21 protein-coding genes are annotated in these 22,963 nt (G+C 69.0%); 5 read left to right on the top strand and 16 right to left on the bottom strand.

The window, feature by feature from the left end:
• Positions 1-3: 3 nt before the first annotated feature.
• From MRBLWH11_RS06395 to MRBLWH11_RS06375, 5 genes are all read right to left on the bottom strand, one after another.
• Complete coding sequence (locus tag MRBLWH11_RS06395; protein WP_341947181.1) at positions 4-501, bottom strand: hypothetical protein; 498 nt, start codon at positions 499-501, stop codon at positions 4-6.
• Positions 489-1,865 (bottom strand): aldehyde dehydrogenase family protein, encoded by a 1,377-nt coding sequence (locus MRBLWH11_RS06390; protein WP_341947180.1) that lies wholly within the window; start codon positions 1,863-1,865, stop codon positions 489-491. The genes MRBLWH11_RS06395 and MRBLWH11_RS06390 overlap by 13 nt, the downstream gene beginning before the upstream one ends.
• 31 nt (positions 1,866-1,896) lie before the next feature.
• The gene (locus tag MRBLWH11_RS06385; protein ID WP_116633607.1) at positions 1,897-2,799 is read right to left on the bottom strand and encodes a carbohydrate ABC transporter permease; all 903 of its coding nucleotides are present in this window, start codon (positions 2,797-2,799) and stop codon (positions 1,897-1,899) included.
• A gap of 9 nt (positions 2,800-2,808) precedes the next feature.
• Positions 2,809-3,693 (bottom strand): sugar ABC transporter permease, encoded by an 885-nt coding sequence (locus MRBLWH11_RS06380; protein ID WP_116633606.1) that lies wholly within the window; start codon positions 3,691-3,693, stop codon positions 2,809-2,811.
• Between the two features lie 65 nt (positions 3,694-3,758).
• Complete coding sequence (locus MRBLWH11_RS06375; protein ID WP_165807972.1) at positions 3,759-5,036, bottom strand: ABC transporter substrate-binding protein; 1,278 nt, start codon at positions 5,034-5,036, stop codon at positions 3,759-3,761.
• A gap of 180 nt (positions 5,037-5,216) precedes the next feature.
• Between MRBLWH11_RS06375 and MRBLWH11_RS06370 the strand changes: the two genes are divergently transcribed.
• From MRBLWH11_RS06370 to MRBLWH11_RS06355, 4 genes are read left to right on the top strand one after another with little or no spacing between them, the layout of a single operon-like run.
• The gene (locus MRBLWH11_RS06370) at positions 5,217-6,254 is read left to right on the top strand and encodes a Gfo/Idh/MocA family oxidoreductase (RefSeq protein WP_341947179.1); all 1,038 of its coding nucleotides are present in this window, start codon (positions 5,217-5,219) and stop codon (positions 6,252-6,254) included.
• A 43-nt stretch (positions 6,255-6,297) separates the two neighbouring features.
• Positions 6,298-8,238, top strand: a complete 1,941-nt coding sequence (locus tag MRBLWH11_RS06365; RefSeq protein WP_116633603.1) for a primary-amine oxidase — start codon at positions 6,298-6,300, stop codon at positions 8,236-8,238.
• Positions 8,239-8,260: 22 nt separating this feature from the next.
• Positions 8,261-9,277, top strand: a complete 1,017-nt coding sequence (locus MRBLWH11_RS06360) for an SIS domain-containing protein (RefSeq protein ID WP_341947177.1) — start codon at positions 8,261-8,263, stop codon at positions 9,275-9,277.
• Positions 9,274-10,188, top strand: coding sequence for a BadF/BadG/BcrA/BcrD ATPase family protein (locus tag MRBLWH11_RS06355; RefSeq protein WP_341947176.1), 915 nt, complete (start codon positions 9,274-9,276; stop codon positions 10,186-10,188). The genes MRBLWH11_RS06360 and MRBLWH11_RS06355 overlap by 4 nt, the downstream gene beginning before the upstream one ends.
• A gap of 14 nt (positions 10,189-10,202) precedes the next feature.
• Here the strand turns inward: MRBLWH11_RS06355 and MRBLWH11_RS06350 are convergent, their stop codons facing one another.
• A complete protein-coding gene (locus MRBLWH11_RS06350; RefSeq protein WP_341947175.1) occupies positions 10,203-11,162 on the bottom strand; it encodes a WYL domain-containing protein in 960 nt (319 codons plus the stop codon).
• Positions 11,163-11,225: 63 nt separating this feature from the next.
• On the opposite strand from MRBLWH11_RS06350, the gene MRBLWH11_RS06345 reads away from it, so the two are divergent.
• On the top strand, positions 11,226-12,185 hold the full coding sequence (locus tag MRBLWH11_RS06345; protein ID WP_341947174.1) for an alpha/beta hydrolase: 960 nt from the start codon (positions 11,226-11,228) through the stop codon (positions 12,183-12,185).
• A 36-nt stretch (positions 12,186-12,221) separates the two neighbouring features.
• On the opposite strand, the gene MRBLWH11_RS06340 is transcribed toward MRBLWH11_RS06345, so the two are convergent.
• From MRBLWH11_RS06340 to MRBLWH11_RS06295, 10 genes are all read right to left on the bottom strand, one after another.
• A complete protein-coding gene (locus MRBLWH11_RS06340; protein WP_116633600.1) occupies positions 12,222-12,986 on the bottom strand; it encodes a GntR family transcriptional regulator in 765 nt (254 codons plus the stop codon).
• A 109-nt stretch (positions 12,987-13,095) separates the two neighbouring features.
• A complete protein-coding gene (locus MRBLWH11_RS06335) occupies positions 13,096-14,199 on the bottom strand; it encodes a Gfo/Idh/MocA family oxidoreductase (RefSeq protein WP_341947173.1) in 1,104 nt (367 codons plus the stop codon).
• Positions 14,196-14,936: a TIM barrel protein gene (locus MRBLWH11_RS06330; protein ID WP_341947172.1), complete on the bottom strand. Its 741-nt coding sequence runs from the start codon at positions 14,934-14,936 to the stop codon at positions 14,196-14,198. The genes MRBLWH11_RS06335 and MRBLWH11_RS06330 overlap by 4 nt, the downstream gene beginning before the upstream one ends.
• Before the next feature lies 1 nt (position 14,937).
• Complete coding sequence (locus MRBLWH11_RS06325) at positions 14,938-15,921, bottom strand: NAD-dependent epimerase/dehydratase family protein (RefSeq protein WP_341947171.1); 984 nt, start codon at positions 15,919-15,921, stop codon at positions 14,938-14,940.
• Positions 15,918-16,688, bottom strand: a complete 771-nt coding sequence (locus MRBLWH11_RS06320; RefSeq protein WP_243408757.1) for a sugar phosphate isomerase/epimerase — start codon at positions 16,686-16,688, stop codon at positions 15,918-15,920. The genes MRBLWH11_RS06325 and MRBLWH11_RS06320 overlap by 4 nt, the downstream gene beginning before the upstream one ends.
• Complete coding sequence (locus MRBLWH11_RS06315) at positions 16,685-17,332, bottom strand: ThuA domain-containing protein (RefSeq protein ID WP_341947170.1); 648 nt, start codon at positions 17,330-17,332, stop codon at positions 16,685-16,687. Before MRBLWH11_RS06315 ends, MRBLWH11_RS06320 begins: the two co-directional genes overlap by 4 nt.
• Positions 17,333-17,413: 81 nt before the next feature.
• Entirely contained in the window at positions 17,414-19,060 is a 1,647-nt protein-coding gene (locus MRBLWH11_RS06310) for an ABC transporter substrate-binding protein (RefSeq protein WP_116633596.1), read from the bottom strand.
• Between the two features lie 67 nt (positions 19,061-19,127).
• Positions 19,128-20,087: an ATP-binding cassette domain-containing protein gene (locus tag MRBLWH11_RS06305; protein WP_341947169.1), complete on the bottom strand. Its 960-nt coding sequence runs from the start codon at positions 20,085-20,087 to the stop codon at positions 19,128-19,130.
• Positions 20,084-21,967, bottom strand: coding sequence for a dipeptide/oligopeptide/nickel ABC transporter permease/ATP-binding protein (locus MRBLWH11_RS06300; protein ID WP_341947168.1), 1,884 nt, complete (start codon positions 21,965-21,967; stop codon positions 20,084-20,086). Before MRBLWH11_RS06300 ends, MRBLWH11_RS06305 begins: the two co-directional genes overlap by 4 nt.
• Positions 21,964-22,947: an ABC transporter permease gene (locus MRBLWH11_RS06295; RefSeq protein WP_116633593.1), complete on the bottom strand. Its 984-nt coding sequence runs from the start codon at positions 22,945-22,947 to the stop codon at positions 21,964-21,966. Before MRBLWH11_RS06295 ends, MRBLWH11_RS06300 begins: the two co-directional genes overlap by 4 nt.
• Positions 22,948-22,963 lie beyond the last annotated feature (16 nt).

Genomic DNA, 22,963 nt, shown 5'->3' with positions numbered 1-22,963 from the left:
CCATCACGACGGGATGCTCATGGCGGCCAGCATCCCGAGCATCATCAGGAGGCACGACCAGAAGCCGAACCGCCCCGCGCGGTCCGCCCTCGCCGCACCCGCGCGCAGCGCCGTCCAGCCGGCGACGATGAACAGGCCGATGACCGCCACCGCCACGGTCCCGGTCGAGCCGACGTCGGCACCCGTACCGTGCGCGTGCCCGCCGAAGCCGAGTGCGAGGTACGGGACGGCCATCATCAGCCCCATCGCGAACGGGTCCCCGACCGCCCCTCCGCATGGCCCCACCCGATTCCGGCGACGAGCGTGGACGGCGGCGACCGTCGCCCACGCGAAGAACGCGAGCGTCACACCGATGCCTGCCAGCGAGGCGTGACCGAGCAGCAGCGCGGGTGCCATCAGGGCGAGCATCCCCGCCCCGGCCGCCAGATGCCGGACGGCGCCGGTGCGCGAAGACGCACCGACGGACGCCGCCGCGGACGCCGTCAGCGTCAGGCCGTCCACACCGTCTTCGCGTTCACGAACTCGCGGATGCCGAACGAGCCGAGCTCGCGTCCGTACCCCGAGTCCTTCACACCGCCGAACGGCAGGCCGAAGAACGAGGCGGAGTTGCCGTTGGCGAAGACACTGCCGAACTCCAGCTCGCGCTGCAGTCGGGCGATCTCATCGGCGTCTGCCGACCAGACACCGGCCGCCAGCCCGAAGTCGGAGTCGTTCGCCGCAGTGATCGCCTCATCGATCGAAGCCACCTTGTACACGCAGGCCACGGGGCCGAAGCACTCCTCGCGGAAGATGCGCATCTCGGGCGTCACCTCGGTCAGCACGGTCGCCGGATAGAACCAGCCGGGGCCCTCGGGCAGCTCACCGCCCGTCCGGACCGTCACACCCTGGGCGACGGCATCCGCCACCAGCTCGTGCGCATCGGCCCGCACCTGCGCGGTCGCCATCGGGCCGAAGCCGGTGCCCTCCTCCCGCGGGTCGCCGAAGGTCGTCGCGCTCATCTCGCCCACGAACGCCTCGAGCCACTCGTCGTAGACGTCGGCGTGCACGAAGAACCGCTTGGCGCAGATGCACGACTGCCCGCTGTTCTGCGTGCGCGAGGCCGCGCCCATCCTGGCGGAGCGCGCGATGTCGGCCGACGGCATGACGACGAAGGCATCCGTCCCGCCGAGCTCCAGCACGCTCTTCTTGATGTTGCGTCCCGCGGCCGCGGCCACTGCCGCACCGGCGCCGACCGACCCCGTCAGCGTCACCGCACGGATGCGACGATCGTCGAGCAGAGCGGATGCCGCAGCCCCCTCGATCAGCAGCGTCTGGAAGGCTCCGGCCGGGAATCCCGCCCGCGCGAACAGCTCACCCAGGTACAGCGCGGTCTGCGGCACGCTCGACGCGTGCTTGAGCAGCCCGGTGTTGCCGGCCATCAGCGCCGGGGCGGCGAAGCGGATGACCTGCCAGAAGGGATAGTTCCACGGCATCACCGCGAGCACGGTGCCCAGCGGCTGGAACTCGACGCGCGCCGCCGACGCCCCGACGGATGCCGCGGGCACGGGCTCCTCCGCGGCGAGGTACTCCTCCGCGTGGTCGGCGTACCAGCGCATGCCGTTCGCCGACTTGGTCACCTCGTACTTCGCCGTGCCGAGGGTCTTGCCCATCTCGAGGACCGCGAGGCCCGCGGCGTGCTCCAGGTCGGCGTCGAGCAGATCTGCGGCACGTCGCATCCACTCCGCGCGCTCGGCGAAGGTCAAGCGCGCCATGAGCGCGTTCGCGGCATCCGCCCTCGACAGGATCTCCTCCACCTGCGCCGCGGTGTGCGCCGGGAACTCCTGCACCAGCTCGCCGGTGCTCGGGTCGATGGTCGCGATGGTCATGGTGAGACTCCTTCAGGTCGGACGGGACGGCTCACTTGCCGTAGCCCTTGGTCAGGCCGGCGATGTACTGCCGGGAGAAGACGGCGAAGAGGATGACGAGCGGCACGGCGCCGAGCGTCAGCGAGGCGAGCAGAGCCGGGTAGTCGTTCTGGAACTGCCCGACGAACTGCTGCACCCCGAGCGTCACGGTCTGGTTCTCCTTGCTCGGCGCGAGGATCAGCGGGAACCACAGGTCGTTCCAGACCGGCAGCATCGTGATGGATGCGACGGCGGCGATGCCCACCCGGACGATCGGCAGCGTGATCGAGAGCGTGCGCCACTCGCCCGCCCCGTCGATGCGAGCCGCCTCCTTGAGCTCGGTCGGCACGGCGCGGAAATAGGTGGTCATCAGTGCGATCGCGAGCGGCAGCTGCATAGCCGTGTAGACGAGGATCAGGGCGGTGAGCGTGTCCATCAGCGCCCACGACGTCATGATCTTGATCAGCGGCACGGTGCCCAGGCGGATCGGCAGCATGATGCCGACCACGAAGAATCCGGCGAGGACCGGGGTGATGGGCACCTTGTACTCCACGAGCGCCCAGGCGGCCAGGGTGCCCAGCACGATGGTCAGCACGATGGTGGCGATCGTGACGATCAGGCTGTTCTGGTAGTTGAGCAGGAAGTTCCCGCGGGTGAACACGTTGATGTAGCCCTGCAGGTTGAACGTCTCGGCATCCGGCAGGGCGAACGGCGAGCCGAAGATGCCCTGCGTCGTCTTGAACGAGTTCATCAGCACGATGAGGATCGGCACGATCGAGAAGATCGCCATCACGATCAGCAGCAGGTGCACCCCTCCCCCGGCGAACACGTCGGCGGCGCGGCGCGGCCGCCTGCGCGCGACGACGGGCGCCGGCTCGGAGGCGGCCGGAGGGGCGGTGAGAGTGTCGGTGGCCATCTTGCGCTCCTAGAGCTCGTAGGACTTCAGCCGGCGCTGCACGGCCCAGAAGTAGAGGGCCGTGGTCGCGAGGATGAGTACGAAGATCACCGACGCGACGGTCGCGCCGAGGTCGAGGTCGGCGACCTGGCCGCTGGATCCGAAGAACGAGCGGTAGAAGAAGGTGCCGAGGATGTCGGTCGAGTAGTTCGGCCCGGGGGCGGACCCGTTCAGGGCGTAGACGATGTCGAACCCGTTGAACGTCCAGATGTAGGTGAGGATCACGATCAGTCCGAACTGCGGCGCGATCAGCGGGAACTTGATCCGCCAGAACGCCGTCCAGGCGCCCGCGCCGTCGATCCGCGATGCCTCGATCACGTCGTCGGGGATGGCGAGGAGAGCGGTGTAGAGGAAGATCATCGGGATGCCGATGTACTGCCAGACCGACATCAGCGAGATCGTCGGCAGCGCGGTGGCCTCGAGCCCGAGCAGCGGGACCTCGACGACACCCCAGAGCGGGTTGATGATGAGCCGCCAGATGAAGCCGACGATCACGACCGAGAGCGTCGCGGGCACGAACAGCAATGTGCGGTAGACCCCGACCGAGCGCCGGATCCTGCCCGACGTGAGGAGCGCCGCCATGAGCAGGCCGACGGGCAGCTCGACGAGCAGGTGGATGAGGAAGAACTCGACGTTGTTGCCGAGGGCGTTCCAGAACCGGGCGCTGGTGGTCGGGTTCGTGAACAGGTCGACATAGTTGGCGACGCCCACGAACGCGCTCGTCTGCCCGCTGGACTCGAAGAAGCTCAGGAAGACCGAGCTCAGCAGGGGGTAGACCGCGAAGGCCACGTAGACCACGAGGGCCGGCAGCACGAACATCGCCAGCAGGCGATAGCGGGCGGGTGTGCGGATCATTCGGGGTGCTTTCCGTCGACGGAACAGGGGATGCCGGGGGTGGAGGCTCCACCCCCGGCAGGGCCTCACGGAGTGGGCGTGTACCAGGACTCGAGGCTCTTCTGGAGTTCGGCCGTGGCCTCCTCAGGCGAGAGCCCGCTGTTGTACATGAGCTGGGCGACCCGCCAGATCTCGTCGTCCAGCGGCGGCTGGCCGGCGCTCAGACGGTCGAGGGCGAGGCGCGAGGTGAGCTCGGCTCCCTCCTTCAGGTCGGCGAAGTCCTGCGCCAGGGCGTTGTCGTACTTCACCGGCTCGGATCCCATCGAGAAGAAGCCCGGCAGCTTGTTCACGTAGAGCTGCTGGAACTCGCTCGTGCCGAGCCACTCGACGAACTCGGTCGCGGCCTCCTTGTTCTTGCCGGAGGCGTTCAGGCCGAAGGCCATGTCGGCCATCTCCTGCTGGTAGCGCTGGCCGCCCTCCTCGGCAGGCGGAGCGCCGAAGACGCCGACGTCCAACCCGGTCGAGGTGACCTGCGAGATCTGCCAGGAGCCGTCGGGCAGGATCGCCGCCTGACCGAGCGTGAACAGCTGGGTCATGTCCTCGTAGGAGATGGCCTCGTAGCCGCTGGGGAGGTAGTCCTTGAACGCGTCGAACACGCGGAAGCCCTCGACGAACTCGGGGTCGGTGAGCTTCTTCGACCCGTCGATGAGTCCGAGGCGCCCCTCCTCGCCCTTCCAGGCGTTCGGGCCGACCTGGTAGAGCATGTTGTAGGCCAGCTGCCAGCCGTCGGCGCTGCCCAGCGCGAGCGGCGCGTAGGTGCCGTCCTCCTTGATCGCGTCGAGCACCTCGAGGAACTCGTCCTGCGTCTTCGGCACCTCGAGTCCCAGCTCGTCGAAGATCGCGGTGTTGTAGTAGAAGCCGGCGAGGACGGATGCCACGGGCACGCAGTACGGGTTTCCGTCGTCGCCCTCCCATGCGGCGAGCGCCGACTCCGGGAAGGAGCCGATCGCGTCGAGACCGTCGAGCGGTTCGAAGTATCCCTTCTCGATCCACGAGCGGTTCACGTCGAACGGACGGCACATGATGACGTCGGGTCCGGTGCCGCCGTCGATCTGCGACTGGATCGCGGCGTTGTAGTCGTTCGTGTCGATCGGGGCGTACTCGACCTTGATGCCGGGGTGGCTCTCCTCGAACGCGGGGATGATGTCGTTCTCCCACATCGTGGCGTCCTCGGTGCGCCACGTGCCGAGGGTGAGCGTGACGGAATCCCCGTCTTCGCCGCCACTTCCGGTCGCACACCCGGCGAGGCCGAGGACGAGCGTGGTGACAGCGAGGGCGGCGAGCGGTGCAGTGGCTGAGCGCATCATGACCTTCTCTCTGAAGTGACGCGCGGTCTTCGGGGACCTGCCACACCTTTGCGGCGGCGCGTGGTGCTGGTCAGCATATATAGGTCTGTATGCGGTAGCAAGAGGTATGGAAAAATAGTAGACAGATTCAAGACAAGTGGTATCTTGTGGACAACAGCCCTTGAAGGAGGTCTCCCAGTGATTCGTGTCGGCATCCTCGGCTCCGGGTTCATCGCAGACTCGTACGCCGATTCCCTGCTCGACGTCCGCGACGGCATCCTCGTCGCCAACTTCTCGCGCAACCCCGAGCGTGCAGCGGACTTCGCCGCCCGATGGAGCAGCCCGAGCAGCTACACCGACATCGCCGAGCTGTGCGCGAATCCCGAGATCGACGTCGTCGTCGTGGCACTGCCGAACGAGGCCCACGTCGAGGCCGTGCGCATCGCGGCCGCGGCGGGCAAGGGCATCATCTGCACCAAGCCGCTGGCCCGCACCGGCGCCGAGGCCGCCGAGATCCTCCGGATCGTCGAGGAGGCCGGCGTCTGGCACGGCTACGCCGAGAGCTCGGTCTTCTCCCCCAATGTGCAGAAGGCGCACGAGATGGCCCAGGCAGGCGGCATCGGCGACCTGCTCACGATGCGCGCCCGCGAGGCGCACTCCGGCCCGCACGCCGCGCACTTCTGGGACGCCGAGACCGCCGGAGGCGGCGCCCTGCTCGACATGGGCTGCCACACGGTCGAATCGGCCCGGCACTTCTTCGGCAAGGACAACGCGGTCACCGAGGTCTTCGCGTGGGGGTCGACCCTGGTCCACTCCGACAAGACCACCGGAGAGGACACCGCGGTCGCGCTCCTCAAGTTCGCCGGCGGCCAGCTGGCGATCATCGAGTCGTCGTGGGCGGAGAAGGGCGGCATGCAGCTGCGCCATGAGTTCACCGGCACGGCCGGGCGCCTGGTCACCGACACCTCCGTCACACCGGTCTGGGGCTTCATCGGAAATCCGGTCGGCTACCTCGTCGAGAAGGCGGATGCCGAGACCGGCTGGGTGCACCCCGTCCCGGAGGAGACGCGCGCCTACGGGTTCTCGCAGCAGATGCGCCACTTCATCGATCACTATGCCGCGGGCACCGTGCCCATGGAGACCTTCGAGGACGGCTGGATCGTGAACTGCATCCTCGACGCCTGCTACCGCGCCATGCGCTCCGGCACCTGGGAGCCGGTGCTCCTCGAGCGCTGAGCACCGACCGACCAGACCAGACCAGACAGGGAGACACCCGAGAATGACGAACACACTGCCCGCCGGTGCGCACGCGCTGCTCGCGACGCTGACCGCCGAGGAGATCGTCGCCAACCGCGCGGTCCTCGAGGCGGCGGGTATCGCGAACCCGAACACGCACTACTCCTACGTCGGACTGACGGCGCCGGACAAACGCCGACTGCTGGCTGGTGAGAGTCTGCCGCGTCAGGTGCGCAGCTTCCTGATCGACATGGTCACGGGGCGCTCGCACGACGTCGTCGTCGACCCCGCCGCAGGCGCCGTCGTCTCGGAGCGCGAGCTCGACCCCGAGGTCGACGGTGCGGTCCCGGTGGTGATCCGCGAGTTCGGCTACGTCGAAGAGGTCGTGCATCAGGACGAGCGGTGGCTCGCCGCGATGGCGAAGCGCGGTCTGACCGACGTCTCGAAGCTGCGCGTGAACCCGCTGTCGGGCGGCGTCCTCGCGGACGGCGAGCGCGGCCGCCGCATCCAGCGCTGCTTCACCTTCGTGCAGAACACGCCGGACGATCTCGGCTGGGCGCACCCCGTCGACGGCGTGACCGTCATGGTCGACGTCGTCACCGGCGAGGTGCTCGACGTGATCGACTACGTCGACCTCCCGGTGCCGCAGGAGGACGGGAACTACCACCTGGCCTCGTGGCGCGGCCCGGATCGCGCCGGTCTGAAGCCGATCGAGATCTCGCAGCCGGAGGGACCGAGCTTCACGATCGACGAGAACGGCGTGCTCGACTGGGCGGGATGGCGCCTGCAGGTCGGCTTCGACCAGCGCGAGGGCCTCGTGCTGCATGACGTCTCGATCGCCGACGGCGAGGCGCAGCGCTCGGTGCTCTATCGTGCGTCGATCGCCGAGATGGTCGTGCCCTACGGCGACCCGAGCCCGCAGCGCTGGTTCCAGAACTTCTTCGACGGCGGCGAGTACCTGTTCGGCGGGTTCGCGAACTCGCTCGAGCTCGGCTGCGACTGTGTCGGCGACATCACCTACCTCGACGCGGTGGTCGCGGGCAACGACGGCGACGCGCGCATCGTGCGTCAGGCCATCTGCATCCACGAGGAGGACGCCGGAGTGCTCTGGAAGCACTCCGACAATTGGAACGGCTCGTCCGAGACGCGTCGCAACCGCCGCCTCGTGGTCAGCTTCTTCATGACGGTCGGCAACTACGACTACGGCTTCTACTGGTACTTCGGCCTCGACGGCACGATCGAGTTCGAGGTGAAGGCCACCGGGATCGTCTTCACCTCGGCGCACCCCGGGAAGGGCTATCCGTTCGCGACCGAGGTCGCGCCGGGCCTCGGCGCCCCGAACCACCAGCACCTGTTCAGCGCGCGACTCGACGTGGCCGTCGACGGACTCGCGAACGCGGTCGACGAGATCGAGGCGGTGGCTGTTCCGCGCGGTGAGCAGAACCCGCACGGCACCGGCTTCACGCAGAGCGTCACGCGCCTGCGCACCGAGTCGGAGGCGCAGCGCATCGCCGACAATCTCACCGGGCGCGTCTGGTTCATCGGCAACACCGAGGTGCAGAACCGCCTCGGCGAGCCCGTGGGCTGGGTGCTCTACCCCGAGGGCAAGCCGCTGCTGCTCGCCGACAGCGAGTCTGACATCCACAAGCGCGCGACCTTCACGACCAAGCACCTCTGGGTCACCGCCTACGAGCCCGACCAGATCTATCCCGCGGGTGACTTCGTCAACCTGCACCCCGGCGGCGCGGGCCTCCCGCAGTGGGTGGTCGCGGACCGGCCGGTCGACGGCACCGACATCGTGCTCTGGCACACGTTCGGTCTCACGCACTTCCCCCGCGTCGAGGACTGGCCGATCATGTCGGTCGACACGTGCGGATTCGTGCTCAAGCCGCACGGCTTCTTCGGCCGCAACCCCGCTCTCGACATCCCCGCCGCCGCAGACCACTGCGCGCCGGGCCACCACGACCACCACGCCGGACACTGACCGGACGAGCACGAGGAACGACATGAACGGTTACATCAGCTACGCGGAGGCCACCGCAGGTCAGGCCGACGCCCTCGCGGCGGCGATCCCGCACATCGAGAGCCAGGTCGAGGCTCTCGCCGCGGAGGGCGCACTCGGTGAGGTCGGCCCGCTCTTCCTGGGCATCGGCGCCAGCCTCGCCGCCGCCGCGCCAGCGGTCTGGCATCTGCGCGAACGCGGGATCACCGCCTGGCGCCTGGATGCCGGTGACACGCCGCTGCCGCTCGCCACGGGCGACCACCCGGTCATCGCCGTGTCGCAGAGCGGTCGCAGCAGCGAGACCATCGCCGCACTGGACACCATTCCCGCGTCGCTCCGCTACGGCGTCGTCAACACCGCGCCCTCTCCCATCGCCGACATCGCGAACCACCTGGTGGGGTTGGGGTCGATCCCCGACAGCTACGCCTCGACCATCGGCTACACCGCGACGGTGGTCGCCGTGAGCATGCTCTCGGAAGCGTGGGCCGGCGGGAAGATCGACCCGGCGTGGCATGACTTCGCGGCGCTCTTCCGCGAGACTGAGACCATGCTCGCCCCGCAGATCGACCGTGCCGCCGAGCTCATCGCCACCGCGCCGAGTCTCGACTTCGTCGGCGCCGGGCCCTCGACGGGTTCGGCCGAGGCCGGCGCGCTGCTGTTCCGCGAGGTCGCCCGCATCCCCGCCAGTGCCATGGGCACGCGGCGGTACCTGCACGGCGCCATGGAATCGGCCGGCGAGGGCGCGCACGTGCTGTTCGGCGGTGAACGAGAGAGCCGGGTCGCGCACACATTGAGCGAAGCCGGTCACCGGGTCGTGCTGGTCACGACCGACGACGTGGAGAGCTCTGACCACCTCGAGGTCGTGCGTCTGCCGCAGGCCTCGTCGAACGCCCTCGCCGTGCTCGAGGCGCTGTTCCTGCAGGGCCTCGTGGCACGGGTCGCGGACGCCCGAGGAGTGGCGATCGAGGAGTTCGTGTTCCACAACGACGACATCAAGGTGGAATCCGGAGCGGCGCAGTGACTCCACCCGATGACTCCTTCCCGCACGAGGGGCTCATCGTGGGCATGGACGTGGGCGGGACGAAGGCGGCCGTGCGTGCGACGACACGCGACGGCGTGCGTGTCGCCGACGTCGTGATGAGCTCGGCCGAGTGGGATGCCGAACCGGCGGATGCCGCGGCGGCCTGGCTCGCCGATGTGCTGCTCCGCGCCCTGCCGACCGGGTCGACGATCGGCGCCCTGGTGGTCGGCGCACAGGGTTTGGACAATCCCGACGTCGCGCGTGACCTCGAGCAGGCTCTGGTGCAGCGGGGGCATCATCAGGTGCGCTGCGTGAACGATGCGGCGCTGCTCGTGCCTGCCGCCGGACTCGATCAGGGACTCGGCCTCATCGCCGGCACAGGAGCGATCGGCACGGGGACGGATGCGGCAGAACGCTCCTTCGTCACCGGCGGCTGGGGCTGGGTCATCGGCGACGAAGCGGGCGCCGCCGGGCTCGTCCGTGAGGCCACGAAGGCCGCGCTGCTCGCGCACGATGACGGCGAGCCCGACGACGGACTCCTCCAGGCTCTGCTGGCGGACTTCGGCGTCGCGGATGCCGAGCGTCTCGCCCGCGCCGTGAACGACGACCCGACCATGGCGAACTGGGCACCGCACGCCGCCGCGGTGTTCCGCGCGGCCGACCGGGGCTCTGCTCTCGCCGCCGAGGTGATCCGTGCGGGTGCGGCGCACCTCGTGCGCCTGATCGATCAGCTGCGCCGGCGCGGCGCCGTGGGTGACGCCGTCGTCGCTGCGGGAGGCGTGATCACCGCGCAGCCGAGACTCGCGGACGGCGTGCGCGAACTGCTCGCCGAACGGCATCCGGATCTGCGATTCGTGCTCCTGGACCAGCCGCCGGTCGCCGGCGCGTGGTTCCTCGCGAACCGACTGTAGGCACGTCGAATCGCTCAGGCGCCGGGAGCCCCGTACCGTGCGGTGAGGGCCGCGCCGATGGCCGCGAGGTGGTTTCGCACGCCGACGGGCTCCGTGATGTCGAGCCACTCGACGAGCCCCGAGAGGAGTCCCGCGAGCCCATACTCGCTGGGACCGCGGATCACGATGGAGATGCGTCCGTCGGCGGTGACGCCCCCGGTCTCGAGGTTCTCGCCGACCGCGATCCGGAGGTGGTCGAGGCCCTCGGGTGCGCAGGTCCCGTGGATCTCGACGGGTTTCGTGCGCCGTCGGTCGATGTCGTCGGATATCTCCCGCCAGCTCTCCGAGAGATCGACCGCACCCGGGAGAGCGACGGGTTCATCGGTCGGGGCGGCGGACAGGACCCGGTCGACCCGGAAGGTGCGCCGGCCGCTCTCGGTGTAGGCGACGAGATACCAGGACGGCCCTTTGGCGACGATGCCCAGCGGGTGGACGATCCGCTCGGACTCGGCGCCCTCGCTGTCGACGTACCCGAGGCGCACCTGCGCGCCCTGGATCACGGCATCCTGAAGGGCGTCGAGAAAACGGGGCGGCTCGACCGCTCGGGACGAGCCCCAGTTCCGCGGGTCGAGGATCAGTGATGTCGCCGCGGCCTCGGCCTCGTCGCGGAACGGCTCGGGGAGCGCGCGCACGAGCTTGCGGAGCGCGGATCTCACGGCCGGAGTCGCGGTCGACGCCGGACCCGCGACGAGGAACAGAGCGCGGGTCTCGCTCGCGGTCAGCCCCGACAGGTCGGTGCGGCCGCCGCCGAGCAGCCGCCAGCCGCCGGCTCTGCCCTGGATCGAGTAGACCGGGACGCCGCTCTGGGCCAGCGCATCGAGGTCGCGCCGCGCGGTGCGCTCCGACACCTCGAGCTCGGCGGCGACCTCGGCGGCGGTCACCTGCTCGCGGCGCTGCAGCATGAGGAGGATGGCGACGAGGCGATCACTGCGCATAGGACAACATTCGCAGAAAAACCGGTCATCAGGTGACCGGTATACCTCCCTACCGTGAAGAGCATGAACACACTGACACACCCCATCCCCTTTCCCGAGCCGACCATGATCGCCGTCGACGGAGTGACGCTCGAGGTCTTCGAAGCCGGCCGGGAGAACGCCGGGCGACCTATCGTGCTCTGCCACGGCTGGCCGGATCTCGCCTACACCTGGCGTCATCAGGTGCCCGCTCTGGTCGCCGCGGGCTACCACGTGATCGCCCCCAACCAGCGCGGCTTCGGCAACTCCTCACGCCCAGCCGAGGTCACCGCCTACGACGTCGCGCAGCTGTCCGGCGATCTCGTCGCGCTCCTCGACCACTACGGATACGCGGACGCGACCTTCGTCGGTCACGACTGGGGCGCGATGGTCGTGTGGAGCCTCACCCAGCTGCATCCGACCAGGGTGAACAAGGTGATCTGCCTGAGCCTGCCCTACCCCGCGCGCGGCGAGCGTCCGTGGCTCGAGTTCATGGAGGAGGTGCTCGGCAGCGATTACTATTTCGTGCACTTCAATCGGCAGCCCGGCGTCGCCGATGCGGTCCTGGATGCGAATGCCGAGCGGTTCATCCGCAACCTGTATCGCAGAGACGAGCCGCTCCGGGCGCCGCAGCCCGGCAACGCGATGATCGAGCTCGCGCTGTCCGACGACCCTCACGGAGAGCCTCTGTTGAGCGCCGACGAGCTCGCCGTCTACGTCGCCACCTTCGAGAAGACCGGCTTCACCGGCGGCATCAACTGGTACCGCAACTTCGACCGGGATTGGCACCTGCTCGGCGAGGTCGATCCGATCATCCACCAGCCGACACTGATGCTGTCCGGCGCACGCGATACGGTGGCGCCGTCGCCGAATCTCGCCGAGTTCGTGCCGAACGTCGAGGAGATCACCTTCGACAGCGGCCACTGGATCCAGCAGGAGCGGCCCGAGGAGACCACCCGCGCGATCCTGGAGTGGCTGAAGCGGCACGACGGCGCTCGGCCCTGACATCGGCCTCCCGACCCTGCGCGCGGCGGTGGATCGTCAGCGCGCGGGGCCGGTGCCGCGAGTGAAGACCGTGCGCAGCCGGTAGCGCTCGCCCACGTAGCGGATGGTCGACAGTGCGACGACGCGGCCGTCGAGGCCGTGCGCGACCTGACGCATCACGAGCAGGGGGCTGCCGACCGGGACGCCGAGAGCCTCGGCGGCCTGAGCATCGGCTTCTCGTGCCTCGACGGTGCTGTCGGCGCGCTGGGGTCCGGCGCCGGACTCGTCGAGCAGGTCGTACAGCGAGTCGACGGCGAAGTCGGTCTTCGAGACATCGGGCAGCAGAGCCGCGGGCACGACGGAGGCGTCGAGGGCGATCGGCACGGCGTCGAGCAGACGGATGCGGTCGAGGCGGAAGATCGGCGTTCCCGGCGCGACTCCGATGGCCTCGGCCTCGTCGAGGCTCGCATGCCCGGTCTCGGCGCGGAGCACGATCGACGTCGACTCGAGGCCCATCCGCCGTGCGGTCTCGCTGAAGGACTCGAGGCTGTTCGGCCATTCCTTGGCGACGGGCGCCGAAGCCACGTACCAGCCGCGGCCGTGCGAAGAGCTCAGCACGCCCTCGTCGACCAGCTGCAGCAGGGCCTTGCGCAGGGTCACCCGACTGATGCCCAGCTGGGTGCAGAGTTCGCGCTCAGGAGGCAGCCGCGATCCTTCCGCGAGTCGGCCGGACGAGATCTCGACCTTGATGAGATTCACGGCCTGGATCCACAGCGGCTCAGGATAGTCCGCGCGGATCGGCGATTCACTGATGCTCGTCATCCCTGCCCCCTCGGAGGTGTCGTTCCACTCAGCACGGTACAGTTCCGAGCCGTACAGCGCGCCTGTGCACCATACCAGTAACGACCATTCTAAGTCCTCAGCGTTACCGTCAAAGAGGCGGCGCGCCTGCGCCCCACTGCGGATCCAGGGCGTCCACGGGGTCGAAGTCGCTGGCCACCGCGATCGGCCCGCCCGCGTCGATGGACTCCTCGATGGCCAGCAGCGCGTCGAGCACGTGGAACCCCAGGGGCCCGCTCGCGCGCGGATCCCGCCCGGCGCGGATCGCCTCCGCCATCTCGACGACGCCGATGCCGCGCGCCCGGTCGGCACCCGAGGGCACGAGCTCGACCGACTCCGGCCGCGGCTGCCCCGCCGGCACGAGAACGCTCGGCCCGTCGAATCCGCTCACCGGCACGGTCAGAGTTCCGCCGGAGCCGGTGACCTCGAACAGCTGCCGCCGCACGGGCGAATCGAAGCTGTAGATCGAGGTGCCGACCACGCCCGACCGGAATCGGGTGAGCACGCTCACGTGCGTCCAGACCTCGACCGGGATGCGGTTGCCCGCGCGTTCGCCGTACGGCACGGTGCGCACGTCGAAAGCCCGGTGGCCCATCGCCTGCACGGTATCGATCGGACCGAACAGCAGCGCGAGCGTCGTGAGGTAGTACGGGCCGATGTCGAACAAGGGGCCTGCTCCCCGCGCGAACAGGAAGTCCGGGCGCGGATGCCACGCGTCGGGACCCGGCCCCTGCATGAGAGTGAGCACGGTCTGGGGTGTGCCGATCCGGCCCTCGGCGATCAGCTGCTGCGAGTGCTGGATGCCGCGTCCGAGCACGGTGTCCGGCGCATTGCCGACGCGCACCCCCGCCGCCGCGGCGGCATCGAGCACGGTCCGGGCGGAGGCGCGATCGAGCGTGAGCGGCTTCTCGCCCCACACGTGCTTGCCCGCCGCGATCGCCGCGAGGGCGACCTGCGCGTGCACCGCGGGGATGGTCAGGTTCACGACGAGCTCGAGTTCCGGCAGGGCGAGGAGTCCGGCGGTGCTGCCGGAGAAGGGCACACTGTACTTCGCCGCCTGCGCGGCAGCGCGCTCCTCGTCGAGATCGGCGACCCCGATCACCTCGACGCCGGGAGCGGCGGTGAGGGTGGTGAGGTATTCGTCCGAGATGTTGCCCGCCCCGATGACGCCGACGCGGACCGGCCTGCCGGTCACGCGAGCGCCCCCTGGAAGACGCGGGTGTTGCGCTCCACCGCGGGGAGCGGGTCGCCGTCGACGACGACCTCGACCACCACGAGCTCGACGCTGCGCGCGGCGAGGACCGTGACCTCGCTCATCCGTCCCACGACCGGGACGCCGAGCGTGGGCGGGTCGTCGGGCTCCGGCTCCTCGTCGTTCACATGCACGAACCGGATGCGGGAGGCCAGGCGGGGAAGCAGCTCGAACACATCGGCTCCACCGACGCTCGCCCAGTAGCTGTCGACCTGGAGGACGACGCGCTCGTCGAGCAGCTCCACGAGGATCTCCCACGCGGCCCGTCCGTCGATCAGCGTAGAGAACTCGAAGTCGTGGTTGTGGTACCCGACGCGCCGCCCTTCGGCCGCGGCACTCTCGGCGGCGGCGTTGATCCGCGCGGCGAGCGATTCGACGCCCGCCCGGTCCGCGAACAGCGCAGGATCGGCCCAGGGCACGATCAGCGTCTCGACGCCCACGGTCTTCGCCGCGGCGAGCGCCTCGTCGATCGGTGCATCGAGCAGCTTCACGTGCGCGGTCGGCGCCTCGAGACCCGCGGCGGCGAGGTCGCGCGCCAATTTCTCCGGGTCGCTGAGGATGTCGTAGGGTTCGACCCGCCTGTAGCCGAGCTCCGCGAGCCGCCGCAGGGTCGCGGGCCGCTTCTGCCCGAGCTCCGTACGGACGCTGTACAGCTGGATCGAGAGCATCGTGTCTGTCATGTCATCCGTTCCGGATCAGGCGGTCGAACGCGGCTGAGAGGTCGTCGTCGAAGGCCCGCCGCGCGGCATCCGCCTCATGCCAGGCGACGATGCGGCGAGCGCCTTCCGAGAACGAGACCTGCGGGTGGTACCCGGGCACGAGGCGCCGCAACTTGGTGGTGTCGAAGAGGATCGAGTGCCGGAAGTCCTCCTGGAGCACCTCTGCCCAGCCGGGGATCTCCCGGCCGATCGATTCGCTGGAGAAGTGCGCGAGCCGCGGATCGCGGACACCGGCGGCCCGGGCGAGCGCCGTGTGGATCTGGTCCCAGGTGAGGACGTCGCCGCTCACCAGGTTCACGCTCTCCCCGATCGCATGATCGTTGCCGAGCAGCGGTACGAGTGCGCGCGCGACGTCGCTCGAGTGCGTGAGCGTCCAGAGCGAGGTGCCGTCGCCGTGCACGACCGACGCCTCGCCCCGCCGCATCCGCTCGATCGCCGTCCAGCTGACAGGGAAGATCATGGTCGTCTCGTCGTAGGTGTGCATGGGCCGCACGATCGTCAACGGCAGACCGCGCTCGCGGTAGGCGTCTTCGAGGGCGAGCTCTGAGGCCAGCTTCTCGCGGGCGTATCCGAAGACCGGATGCCGGCGCGGGCTGGATTCCGTGATCGGCAGCTGGGGCACCGGGCGTCCGAAGACGGAGCAGGTGCTGACGAACACGTACTGGCCGGTGCGGCCGGCGAAACGGTCGACGTCGGGCAGCACGTCCGCCGGCGCGAAGCCGACCCAGTTCACGACGACGTCGTACTCGGCGTCGCCGAGCGCATCGTCGAGTGCCGCCGCATCACGAACGTCGGCGCGGATGCCGCGCACCTCCGGGGGCAGCGCGCGCCGGTGCTCGCCGCGGGTCACGACCGTGAGATCGATCCCCTGCTGCACCGCCTCGCGCGCGACCGCGGAGCCGATCATGCCGGCGCCGCCAAGGAACAGCACACGCAGGGCGCTCATCGGGCACCCGCCGTCACGCCGTGCCCGGTGAGGTAGCGATACGACTCGGCCAGGGCGTCGAACGGGTCGAGGTCGAGCTTCTCCAGCTCGACGATGTGCCACTCGAGCGTCGACGGCTCGCGCAGCGCGCCCAGCACGTCGACCGTTCCCTGCCCGATCGGCACGAGCGTGTCGCCGCCGTAGGTCAGGGCCGGGCCGTCCTTGACGTGCACGTATCTCAATCGGGGGCCGATCGACCGCACGACCTCCGCCGGCGACGCCCCGCCGACCGCCGCCCAGTACATGTCGAACTCGACCCGGGCGTCGGGATGCAGGTGTTCGAGCAGCAGGTCGTAGGCGCTCCGGCCGTCGATCACGTTCCGGAACTCGGCGTGATGATTGTGATACGCGACGGTCATGCCGTAGGCCCTCGCCGACTCGACGCCGCCGTTGACGCGTTCGAGGCCCCGCTCGATGAGGTCGAGGCTGTCGAACTCCTCGGCCTCCATGCTCCAGGCGAGGTTGGGGGCACCCAGCTCGGCGTATTCGTCGAGGATGCGCGGGGCTTCCGGCCCGAAGGGGAACGGCGCGTGCGAGCTCACGACGGCGAGACCCGTGCGATCCAGCATCCGCTTCACGTCTGCGGCCGAGCGACCATGCAGGCCGTAGGTCTCGACGCCCTGATAGCCGAGGGCGGCGATGCGCTCGAGCACGCCCTCGAAGTCGTCGTCGAGCAGTGCGTCGACGGTGTACAGCATGACGGCGGCGCCGGGCAGTGCGGCGCTCATGCGCGTCCCGCCCAGCGGATCGCCTGAGTGACGAGCCGGCGGAACGGCGGCTCACCCCACGCGCGCATGTCGTGCCCGAGGGCGAGATAGACCACGCGCCCTTCGCCGACCTCCCGCACGTACAGGACGGGGATCCGCACCCCGTCCTCCCTGGTGCGCTCGGCGAGCACGAGATGATCCTCATCGGCGAACGCGAACTCGTAGTACTCGTCGAAGAGCTCGAAGTCCTCGACGCCGTCCGTGATCGGATGCTGCGCCACGATCTCGATCCGATGCCGGCCCTCGTGGTGTCCGGGGCCGTGCGACAGGTAGTGGTTGCCGAGCAGCTCGAAGAACGCCCGATCGGTACCCTGCGGGTCGCTCATCACGTTCGACATGTGCAGGGCGACGAGTCCCTTGCCCGCCGCGACCGCCGCGGCGAGCGCGGCCTGCTGCGCGCCGGGGAACGAGGCGCCGGAGTCGTAGAGCACGTAGACGTCGGCATCCGCCGTCTCGGGCCGGGCGTTCGCGAAACGCTGCATGCCGACAGCCGGTGCCGTGGCGAACCCGGCTCCGGCACCGATGCGGGTGAGGACGTCGGCAGCGCCCAGGAGGTCGTGGTGGGTGTCGTCGCCGCCGACGACGACGAGGGCGCGGGTGGACATGGGTTCTCCTCGGGTTGGTGAGTGGGCCGTTCGACGGGCTCAGGAACCGTGCGGTCCTGAGCCCGTCGAAGGTCTACTCGGTCACTTGGGCTGGAGCTCCAGCGCGACGACCGGGTTGACGAAAGCGCCCCAGTACGGGTCGTTCTCCTCGGGCCAGCCGGTGGCTTTCTTCTCGCTCCACCCGGCGTAGGCCTGGTAGTACGAGAGGACGAGCCATGGCATCTCCTCGATGAACTGCTCCTCCAGACCCGTGACGGCGGCGGTGCGCTCGTCGTCGGTGGTCGCGGCGAAGTAGTCGGCGAAGTACTGCGCGATCTCCGGGTCCTCGGTGCGCTGGATGTTCTGGTACGTCGGGATGGCCTCGCCGATCGGCAGCGAGTAGGCGGGGTTCATCCACGAGTCGTACAGGTTCACCGCGAGGATCTGCGTCGCGATCGGGTAGCCGATCGTGGCCTGGAACTCGCCCTTGCTGGTGATGCCGTTGATCGCCTCGACGGCGACGCCGTTGACGTCGACCTTGAAGCCGGCCTCCTTGAGGTTCGACTGGATGATCTGGGCGGCCGCGACCTGCTCGGTGAACGCCTGCGGGATCGTGATCTCGAAGGCCAGCTGCTGGCCGTCGCGCTCGTAGTACCCGTCGGAGCCCATCGTGAAGCCGAGCCCCTCGAGGATCTTCTTCGCACCGTCGACGTCGTACTCGTACACCTCGTCCTCGAGGCCGGGCGCGATGGCATCCTCGAACACGGGCAGCGGGAGGCCGCCCTTCCAGGTCGCCGCCGGTCGGTTGGCGACGTCGGCCACCTGCTGGCGGTCGATCGCAAGGCTGGCGGCCTCGCGGATCTCGCGCTCGTTGAACGGGAAGCTCTGGTTGTTCGTGATGAGACCGTCGGCGCCGACGACCGACCACAGGATGTGGAAGTCGTCGCTGCGGGAGAGGAACGTCTCCTCGACGTTCGCCATGTAGCAGCTGCACCAGTCGACGTCGCCCTGCACCATGGCCTGCGAGACCGCCGTGTTGTCCTTGTACGGGACGAAGCGCAGGCCGTCGATCGCGGGCTTGCCCTTCTGCCAGTAGTCGGGGTTCTTCGTGAGCGTGTAGCTCTCCGGCGTGAACGTGTCGAGCATGAACGGACCCGTGCCGACCGGCTTGTCGTCGGCGTACCCGGCGACGTCGTCGACCTCGCCGTACACGTGCTCGGGCACGATGCTCAGGTAGATGATCTTGTCGAAGAAGTTCGCCGACGGGGTGGCGAACGTCAGCACGACGGAGTGCTCATCGGGCGCGGTGATCGTGTCGAACTGGATGCCGGTGAGGTTCAGCTCCGGGTGGTCCTTGATGAGCTGGTAGCTGTAGACCACATCCTCACTCGTGAAGTCCTCGCCGTCTGTCCATTTCACGCCGTCGCGGAGCTGGAGCGAGAGCTCGGTGCCCTCGGTGTTCCACTCCCACTCGGTCGCCAGCCACGGCTTGAAGTCACCGGCCTTGGTGGTGTTGACCTGCACGAGGGGCTCGTAGATCATGCCCTCGGAACCGAGCTGGTACGCGGTGGTGGGCAGGTAGGGGTTGAAGACCTGCTGCACGGAGGCGGACGAGCGGCCGACCGTGAGGATCGTGTCGCCTCCCCCGGAGTTCGATGCGCCGCTGGGGGCGCAGGCGGCGAGGCCGGTGATGAGGGCGGCGACCGCCAGGGTGGCGATGGCCGCTCGTTTCGACGTGCGCATGGGCATGCCGACTTCCTTTCATTGAGACTGCGAGGACACTGCGGGGGACATGAAGGAACTGCGGAGGTGCTCGTCAGAGCACGCCTGTGCCCTCCTTCCCCTCGATGCGGTTCTCGGTGAGGAGCCGGGCGACGCTCTCGTCGTCGTCCCACTCCCGGGCCCAGTGGATGCCGTCCGCGGCATCCGCCACCGTCGGGTCGGTCTCGCTCACGAGCACCTCCGGGTGGCGAAGTCGCCGGTCGACGTCGACGACGAACGGCTCCGAGCGCGGGTCGGGCGCGGCTCGGACCAGGAGCTGCGTGTACGGGTGGATCGGCGCCGCGATCACGTCGCCGCTCGGCCCGCGCTCGACGACGCGCCCGTTGCGCATGACGACGATCTGACTGGAGAAGTGCCGCGCCGTCGCGAGGTCGTGCGTGATGTAGAGGACCGCGAGGTTGCGCTCGAGCTTGAGGGCGTCGAGCAGTTCGAGGATCTCCATCCGGATCGACACGTCGAGCATCGAGACCGGCTCGTCGGCGATGAGCACCTCGGGGCGGGGCGCGAGCGCCCTGGCGATGGCCACGCGCTGACGCTGACCGCCCGAGAGCTCGTGCGGGAACTTGTCGAGGTACTCCGACGACAGGTTCACCGAGTCGAGGAGCCGCTCGAGCTCGGTCTGCTCCTCCTTCGCGCCGCGCACGATGCGGTGCACCCGCAGCGGGCGGCGCAGGTGGTGCCGCACGGTGCGCAGCGGGTTGAGTGAGGCGAACGGATCCTGGAACACCATCTGCACACGGGAGCGATAGGCGCGGACGCCCTGCTGCCCGCGCGGGACGACCTCGTCGTCGAGCCGGAGCTCTCCCGACGAGGGGTCGGTGATGCGCAGGATCATCTTCGCCATGGTCGACTTGCCGCTTCCGGACTCGCCGACCAGCGCCACGGTCTCGCCAGGACGAACGGTGAGCGATACCCCGTCCACCGCGCGCAGCGTGCTGCCGCGACGACCGAGGTGGTAGTCCTTGGTGAGGTTCACCGCATGCAGGGTGGTCATCGTGCTCCCACTTCCTCGGAGGCGGTCTCGCCGTCCTCCGCGATGTAACGACCGCCTCCCGACAGCGGCGCGTCGCCGCGGAGGCTGGGGAACGACCGCAGCAGGTGTCGGGTGTAGTCGTGCTCGGCGTTCGCGAGCAGCTCCTCGGGAGTGTTCTCCTCGACCAGACGCCCCTTGCGCATCACGCCGACGCGGTCGCTGATCTCGAGCAGCAGGCCCAGGTCGTGCGTGATGAACAGCACCGCGAAGCCGAAATCGTGGCGCAGGCGCGCGATCTCGTCGATGATGCTGCGCTGCACGATCACGTCGAGCGCCGTCGTGGGCTCGTCCATGATGATGACGCGCGGCTTGAGTGAGAGTGCCATCGCGATCATCACGCGCTGCCGCATGCCGCCGCTGAGCTGATGCGGATAGCTGGCGAGCCGGATCGGGTCGATGCCGACCGTGCGCAGCAGATCGCCCGCGCGCCGGCGGCGCTCCTCCCGGCTCAGGCCCAGATCGTGGTCGATGAAGATGTCCTCGATCTGGTCGCCGACCGAGATGACCGGGTTGAGCGCGTTCATCGCGGACTGCAGCACCATCGCGATCTCGGACCACCGGAACGCCTTCAGCTCCCGGTCGTCGAGACCGAGCACGTCGATCTGCTCGCCGTCGCGGCCGGTGTACATGATCTCGCCGCCCGCGATGACGGCCGGCGGGCGCAGCAGACGTGTCACGGCGTAGGCGAGGGTCGTCTTGCCCGATCCCGACTCGCCCGCGAGACCGACGATCTCGCCGCGGTGCAGGGTCAGGCTGACGTCGTCGACGGCACGGAAGGCCCCGTCGCGCGTCTGGTACTCGACCGACAGATGGGAGATCTGCAGCACGGCTTCGCCCGCGACGAAGGCGGTGTCCTCGTCGAGGTCGCGACGCGGCTTGCGGAGGTTCAGCAGCGGCTGACGGGGACGCTTGAACTGCGTCTTGGTTCCGGCCTTCGTGCCGAGGCCCGCCGCCCGCAGACGCGGGTTGACGAACTCATCGATGCCGAAGTTCACCAGGGCGAGAGCGGTTCCGACGACGGCGATCGCGAGCCCCGGGGGCACGAACCACCACCACGCGCCGAACAGGAGCGCCGAGCTGTTCTGCGCCCAGTAGAGGATGCCGCCCCACGACCATTCGGTCACGTCCGTCATGCCGAGGAAGGCGAGACCCGCCTGGGTCAGGATGCCGCCGGTCACGGTCGCGAGGAACGACGACGCCACGATCGCGAGCATGTTCGGAAGGATCTCGCTCCAGATGATGCGGAAGGTGCGGTCGCCGGCGACGCGCGCGGCCTCGACGAAGTCACGGTTGCGGAGCGACAGCGTCTGCGCCCGCAGCACGCGGGCACCCCAGGCCCAGCCGGTGATCGAGATCACGATGATGATGCCGATCGAGCCCGTGCTCGGCAGATATCCGGCGAGGATGACCACCAGCGGCAGGCCCGGGATCACGAGGAAGATGTTCGAGAGCACCGAGAGCAGCTCGTCGCCGAGCCCGCCCACGTACCCCGCTGTGAGGCCGACGATGAGCGACAGCGCCGTGGCGAAGAAGGCGGAGACCACACCGACGAACATCGAGATGCGGGTGCCGTAGACCATCTGCGCGAACAGATCCTGACCGGTGTGCGTCGTGCCGAGCCAGTGCTCGGGCGACGGCGGCAGCAGCACCTCGGTGCTGACGGCGCTCGGGTCGGTCGTGACGACCATCGGCCCGAAGATCGCGACGAGCACGAAAAGCAGGAAGACGGTGCCGCCGACGATGATCTTGGCGGAGCGGAGTCCGTGCAGCCAGTCGAGGTTGCGCCCCTTCTTGGGAGCGGGCTGAGGCGCGGCGAGGGTGGCGGTGAGCGGGGTCGTCATCGGCGGGCCTCCTGACGGGTGCGGGGATCGAGCATCACGTAGGCGAAGTCCGCGACGAGGTTCGCCACCAGTACGGTGATGGTGATCACGAGGAAGATGCCCTGCATCAGCGGGTAGTCCTGCTGCTGGACCGCCTGGAACAGCGTGTAGCCGAGTCCCGGGTAGTTGAAGACGACCTCGGTGACGATCGATCCGCCGACGAGGAAGCCGAGCGACATCGCGAAGCTCGCGAGCGAGGGCAGCACCGCGTTGCGTCCGGCGTAGGTGCTCATCACCCGCCGGGTCTTGAGACCCTTGGCCTGCGCGAGGAGCACGTAGTCCTCGCTGAGGGTGGTGACCATCATGTTGCGCATCCCGAGGAGCCAGCCGCCGATCGACGACACGATGATCGTGATCGCCGGCAGCATCCCGTAGGAGATGACGCTCCCGATGAACTCCAGGTTGAACCCCGGCATCAGCCCTGGCTCATATCCGCCCGACAGCGGGAACCATCGCAGCAGCACGGCGAAGACGTAGACCATGATCAGCCCGAACCAGAAGTAGGGGATCGACGAGATGAAGGTGGTGGCCGGCACGAGACCGTCCATCCACGAGCCGCGGCGCCAGCCGACGAGCATGCCGAGCCCGACGCCGATCACGAAGCTCAGCACGGTGCAGATGCCGATGAGCGACAGCGTCCAGGGCAGCCCCTGCAGGATCATCGTCGACACGGGCGCGGGGTACGCGCTGATCGACACCCCGAGGTTGCCGGTGAAGATGTTGCCCCAGTACTCCCAGTACTGGTTCCACAGGTTGGCGTCCCCCTGGCCGAACAGCTGCCGGAGCGCGTACACCGCCTCGGGGCTCAGCTTTCCCTGGAACCGCGTGAGCATCCGCTCGATCGGGTCGCCCGGCATCATTCGGGGGAGGAAGAAGTTGATCGTGATCGCCGCGAAGGCGGTGATCAGATAGAACAGTCCTCGCCGCAGGAGCACTCTCATGCCACGGCCTCTCTCA

Source organism: Microbacterium sp. LWH11-1.2 (assembly GCF_038397745.1).
Classification (GTDB): domain Bacteria; phylum Actinomycetota; class Actinomycetes; order Actinomycetales; family Microbacteriaceae; genus Microbacterium.
The sequence above is the reverse complement of the archived record's forward strand: the minus strand, read 5'-3'. Positions and strand labels throughout refer to the sequence as shown.

What these genes read in the sequence shown, in the direction of transcription:
- MRBLWH11_RS06390 (WP_341947180.1), bottom strand. Translation starts at nt 1,865, where the DNA reads ATGACCATCGCGACCATCGACCCGAGCACCGGCGAGCTGGTGCAGGAG.
- MRBLWH11_RS06385 (WP_116633607.1), bottom strand. Translation starts at nt 2,799, where the DNA reads ATGGCCACCGACACTCTCACCGCCCCTCCGGCCGCCTCCGAGCCGGCG.
- MRBLWH11_RS06380 (WP_116633606.1), bottom strand. Translation starts at nt 3,693, where the DNA reads ATGATCCGCACACCCGCCCGCTATCGCCTGCTGGCGATGTTCGTGCTG.
- MRBLWH11_RS06375 (WP_165807972.1), bottom strand. Translation starts at nt 5,036, where the DNA reads ATGCGCTCAGCCACTGCACCGCTCGCCGCCCTCGCTGTCACCACGCTC.
- MRBLWH11_RS06365 (WP_116633603.1), top strand. Translation starts at nt 6,298, where the DNA reads ATGACGAACACACTGCCCGCCGGTGCGCACGCGCTGCTCGCGACGCTG.
- MRBLWH11_RS06360 (WP_341947177.1), top strand. Translation starts at nt 8,261, where the DNA reads ATGAACGGTTACATCAGCTACGCGGAGGCCACCGCAGGTCAGGCCGAC.
- MRBLWH11_RS06350 (WP_341947175.1), bottom strand. Translation starts at nt 11,162, where the DNA reads ATGCGCAGTGATCGCCTCGTCGCCATCCTCCTCATGCTGCAGCGCCGC.
- MRBLWH11_RS06345 (WP_341947174.1), top strand. Translation starts at nt 11,226, where the DNA reads ATGAACACACTGACACACCCCATCCCCTTTCCCGAGCCGACCATGATC.
- MRBLWH11_RS06340 (WP_116633600.1), bottom strand. Translation starts at nt 12,986, where the DNA reads ATGACGAGCATCAGTGAATCGCCGATCCGCGCGGACTATCCTGAGCCG.
- MRBLWH11_RS06330 (WP_341947172.1), bottom strand. Translation starts at nt 14,936, where the DNA reads ATGACAGACACGATGCTCTCGATCCAGCTGTACAGCGTCCGTACGGAG.
- MRBLWH11_RS06325 (WP_341947171.1), bottom strand. Translation starts at nt 15,921, where the DNA reads ATGAGCGCCCTGCGTGTGCTGTTCCTTGGCGGCGCCGGCATGATCGGC.
- MRBLWH11_RS06320 (WP_243408757.1), bottom strand. Translation starts at nt 16,688, where the DNA reads ATGAGCGCCGCACTGCCCGGCGCCGCCGTCATGCTGTACACCGTCGAC.
- MRBLWH11_RS06315 (WP_341947170.1), bottom strand. Translation starts at nt 17,332, where the DNA reads ATGTCCACCCGCGCCCTCGTCGTCGTCGGCGGCGACGACACCCACCAC.
- MRBLWH11_RS06310 (WP_116633596.1), bottom strand. Translation starts at nt 19,060, where the DNA reads ATGCCCATGCGCACGTCGAAACGAGCGGCCATCGCCACCCTGGCGGTC.
- MRBLWH11_RS06305 (WP_341947169.1), bottom strand. Translation starts at nt 20,087, where the DNA reads ATGACCACCCTGCATGCGGTGAACCTCACCAAGGACTACCACCTCGGT.
- MRBLWH11_RS06300 (WP_341947168.1), bottom strand. Translation starts at nt 21,967, where the DNA reads ATGACGACCCCGCTCACCGCCACCCTCGCCGCGCCTCAGCCCGCTCCC.
- MRBLWH11_RS06295 (WP_116633593.1), bottom strand. Translation starts at nt 22,947, where the DNA reads ATGAGAGTGCTCCTGCGGCGAGGACTGTTCTATCTGATCACCGCCTTC.